Raw genomic sequence first — 3700 nt, forward strand, 5'->3', positions numbered from 1 at the left:
GGAACTCTGAATTCGATCGACAGTCACTAGTATTATGAGCAGCGATCGGCTTAAACTTAAGCTGAAGAAACCCCTTATTTCCTACTAGCAGATGCAGATACCATTTCAAAGGCTGATTTTAGCGAGTTTCCTCATGGGTGCTCTAATTTTGGGCGGTTGCGATAGTCCAAAAAAAACCCCATCATCTTCCACATCCGCAGCACCTACTAGTAGCACACCCGCTGCTGTTAGTACCAATAGTCAATTTCCCGGTTTACCCAGACTCGATGGGATGGCAACTGTTGTCATGACTGTCAAGGGTAAGCAAATAACCATCGAATTAGATGGTAATAATGCCCCGCTGAGTGCGGGTAACTTCGTCGATTTGGTGCAAAAAGGCTTCTATAACGGTTTGACATTCCACCGCGTCGTGCGGGAACCTCAACCGTTTGTCGTCCAAGGTGGAGATCCCAAAGGCAATGGAACTGGTGGCTATATTCCATCAGGATCTAGTTCCGAGCGGCAGATTCCCCTCGAAATCAAATCCCAAGGCGCAACAGCACCTACTTATAGTCAGCCGATTACTGACAGACCCATATTACAGCACAAGCGTGGGGCGATCGCCATGGCCAGGTCTCAATCGCCTGATTCTGCTTCTTCCCAGTTTTATTTTACCCTAGCTGATATCCCTTTCCTCGACGGTAACTATACTGTATTTGGCAAAATCACCAAGGGGCTAGAAGTCATCGACACCATCAAACAAGGTGACAAAATTACCTCCGCGAAGGTGACTAGTGGTGCAGATAAGTTGAAAAAATAGGCGAGGGGGAGATTATCCGCCCAATTCTAGAAACGCAATATCCCCGACTTCTTGGAGAAGTCGGGGATATGTTCTTAATAATTCTATCGCCCTTTGCCCGCCCCAAGGGAGAATCCTTACCAAAATCCTCAGTATGAGTGGAAATGCGAATCGTAATCACTGGCATTGGTTTTAGATCTGCACTGGGAGATCTCGCTAGTACTTGGCAAAGTCTAATCGCCGGAAAATCGGGGATTGAGTTACATCAACCGTTTGCCGATTTACCCCCACTACCGCTAGCTCTCATCGAGAAAGCACCCTTGGATGTTATCACTCTCACCCAGATGGTTGTCGCCGAGGCAGTAAAGGATGCAGGATTGAGTTTACCATTACCAGATTGTGGTGTGGCGATCGGTTCGAGTCGCGGCTCTCAGGCGCAGTGGGAGAAATTCGCCGCCAATGGGCAAGATTTGAGTGGGTGGTTGGATACTTTGCCCCATAGTCCCGCCATCGCCGCCGCGAGGTATATTGGCTCTCAGTCGGCTCTATTAGCCCCTATGGCAGCCTGTGCGACGGGAATTGTTGCATTGAGTCAAGCGATCGGTTTGATGCGTTCTGGAGCCTGCGAGCGGGCGATCGCGGGAGCGGTAGAAGCCCCGATTACGCCGCTGACCATTACTGGTTTTCGGCAAATGGGTGCTTTGGCGACGAGGGGCTGTTATCCTTTCGATCGATCTCGCGAGGGGTTAGTATTGGGGGAGGCTGGGGCGGTATTTGTGTTGGAATCAGCTACATTAGCCGAAGCGCGGGGTGCCAAAATCTACGGGGAAGTATTGGGATGTGGTTTGACAAATGATGCCTATCATCTCTGTGCTGTAGATTTCGATCTAGGTGCGGCAATAAGTGCGATCGATCGATCTCTCAGTTATCATTTAACCATCGATTCCCATCAAGGTTTTCCCAATCCAAAATCCTGTCTTGTCTCGCTTCTTACGTCGGGTTCCCCGACGTTGGCGTTGGCGAAGCCTTTGCCTCAGCAAAAGCCACTCCGAAGGAGTTACGCGAGCCGCAAAATCCAAAATCCGCTTGGTGCGTTCCACTGTCGGGGAACCCGAACAGTTCACGCATCCGCAAAATCCAAAATCGACTACATCCACGCTCATGGTACTGGCACAAGTCTAAACGACTGGCGAGAAAGTCAATTAATCGAGCGGATGTTTCCCCAGGGAGTACCAATTAGTTCGACAAAAGGAGCCACGGGACATACATTAGGCGCGTCTGGTGCGGTGGGGATTGCGTTGTGTTTAAAATCGATCGCCACCCAAATTTTACCCCCCTCTGTGGGCTTAATTGACTCAGAATTCGACCTCGATTTTGTGATGACTCCCCGTCAAACTACTGTAAATAGAGTACTTTGTTTGAGTTTTGGCTTTGGGGGTCAAAATGCCTCGATTTTATTACAAAAATGGTCGGAAACAACCACGAATCTTGCCCTCACCCCCAACCCCTCTCCCAAGCTTGGGAGAGGGGAGCCAGAGCCGGAGGCGAGGGCGGGGTGAGGGCAAGGGATCTCGATTACAACATGAGATACGACGACAAAAATTTAGTCTGGAGCAGCTCTCGATCGACACGTCTAGGGCTAGAATTATGAGGTCGATTTGCGCCATACCTAGATGCTCAGAGCGTTTACAAAAGCTTTAATATTAGTTACCTCTGCCGAATTGGGGGATAAAAGTTTTTTCATCACCATTCTCCTGTCGATGCGTCATCCCCGTGGGTGGGTATTCTCCGGTACTGTACTCGCCTTAGGGTTGATGACGGTATTATCGGTGTTAGCGGGTAGACTTTTTGCTTCAGTGGATCCGACGTATTTACGCTTGACAGAAGTCGCAATTTTTCTCGGATTTGGCTGCAAATTGCTCTACCGGGGATGGAAAATGTCCCAACAAGAGCGGGCTGAGGAATTAGCAATAGCTAGAGCAGAAATCGCCGCACCTCCAGCTCATTTAGCCACTCAGTCGAGCGTCTGGAAGATTATCGTCGAAACATTTACCCTGATTTTTATGGCAGAATGGGGCGATCGCACTCAATTTGCGACGATTGCTTTAGCCACACATCACAATCGAATCGGTGTAACTATGGGGGGAATTTTAGCACATACCATCTGTACGGCGATCGCTGTCTTTGCGGGTAGATCGATCGCGGGTAGCATCTCTGAAAAGCTTGTCAATCTGGTTGGCGGTGGATTGTTTATCATCTTTGCGATGATTTCAATAGTTGGATTTTAATTTTTAAATATTTTTGGTTTCGATCGATATGGCAAAATTTTACTCAGAACTCGACGATAAATTATGTGAATTTATCGACAACCAGAAAATCTTTTTTACAGCTACAGCACCCACTGAGGGCAGAATCAATCTATCGCCCAAAGGGATGGATACTTTTCGCTGTTGTAGCCCCAAGCGAGTGGCATATTTGGATCTAACTGGTAGTGGCAATGAAACCGCAGCTCATCTATCTCGAACCGATCGAATCACAGTGATGTTCTGTAGTTTTAGCGATCGACCATTAATTCTCCGGCTTTATGGTAGAGGTGAAGTAGTTTTGCCCGATACAGCCAAATGGCAGGAAATTTGGGAGAGTAATGATTTCCCCGACTACCCTGGTCAACGTCAGTTAATTGTGGTAGAAATAGAGTCAGTTCAAACTTCGTGTGGCTACGGAGTACCCATGTTTGAATTGCCACAGGAACGCTCAACTTTGGTAGAATGGGCAAGTCGGAAAGGTGCTGATGGAGTTCGGAAATACCAACTTCAAAATAATCAAATCAGCATTGATGGATTAGATACCTATCCACTACCTGACCTCGATCGATAGACCTAGATTAGCTTCTTGTACTACTTAATTTTTTACTAGTTAAAA

Annotated in this window: 4 protein-coding genes; all 4 read left to right on the forward strand. The window is 47.8% G+C overall.

Annotated features, from left to right (window positions below):
- The first annotated feature begins 91 nt into the window (after window positions 1-91).
- The 4 genes from RMO79_RS18040 (at window position 92) to RMO79_RS18055 (ending at window position 3655) form a co-directional block, all read left to right on the forward strand.
- Complete coding sequence (locus tag RMO79_RS18040; protein WP_310484626.1) at window positions 92-799, forward strand: peptidylprolyl isomerase; 708 nt, start codon at window positions 92-94, stop codon at window positions 797-799.
- Window positions 800-942: 143 nt separating this feature from the next.
- Entirely contained in the window at window positions 943-2337 is a 1395-nt protein-coding gene (locus RMO79_RS18045) for a beta-ketoacyl synthase N-terminal-like domain-containing protein (RefSeq protein ID WP_310484627.1), read from the forward strand.
- Window positions 2338-2451: 114 nt separating this feature from the next.
- Window positions 2452-3066 (forward strand): TMEM165/GDT1 family protein, encoded by a 615-nt coding sequence (locus tag RMO79_RS18050; RefSeq protein WP_310484628.1) that lies wholly within the window; start codon window positions 2452-2454, stop codon window positions 3064-3066.
- A gap of 28 nt (window positions 3067-3094) precedes the next feature.
- Complete coding sequence (locus tag RMO79_RS18055) at window positions 3095-3655, forward strand: pyridoxamine 5'-phosphate oxidase family protein (RefSeq protein ID WP_310484629.1); 561 nt, start codon at window positions 3095-3097, stop codon at window positions 3653-3655.
- Window positions 3656-3700: the final 45 nt, after the last annotated feature.

Origin of the sequence: Chamaesiphon sp. VAR_48_metabat_403 (assembly GCF_031422475.1) — a bacterium.
GTDB lineage: Bacteria > Cyanobacteriota > Cyanobacteriia > Cyanobacteriales > Chamaesiphonaceae > Chamaesiphon.

What these genes read in the sequence shown, in the direction of transcription:
- RMO79_RS18050 (WP_310484628.1), top strand. Translation starts at nt 2,452, where the DNA reads ATGCTCAGAGCGTTTACAAAAGCTTTAATATTAGTTACCTCTGCCGAA.
- RMO79_RS18040 (WP_310484626.1), top strand. Translation starts at nt 92, where the DNA reads ATGCAGATACCATTTCAAAGGCTGATTTTAGCGAGTTTCCTCATGGGT.
- RMO79_RS18055 (WP_310484629.1), top strand. Translation starts at nt 3,095, where the DNA reads ATGGCAAAATTTTACTCAGAACTCGACGATAAATTATGTGAATTTATC.
- RMO79_RS18045 (WP_310484627.1), top strand. Translation starts at nt 943, where the DNA reads ATGCGAATCGTAATCACTGGCATTGGTTTTAGATCTGCACTGGGAGAT.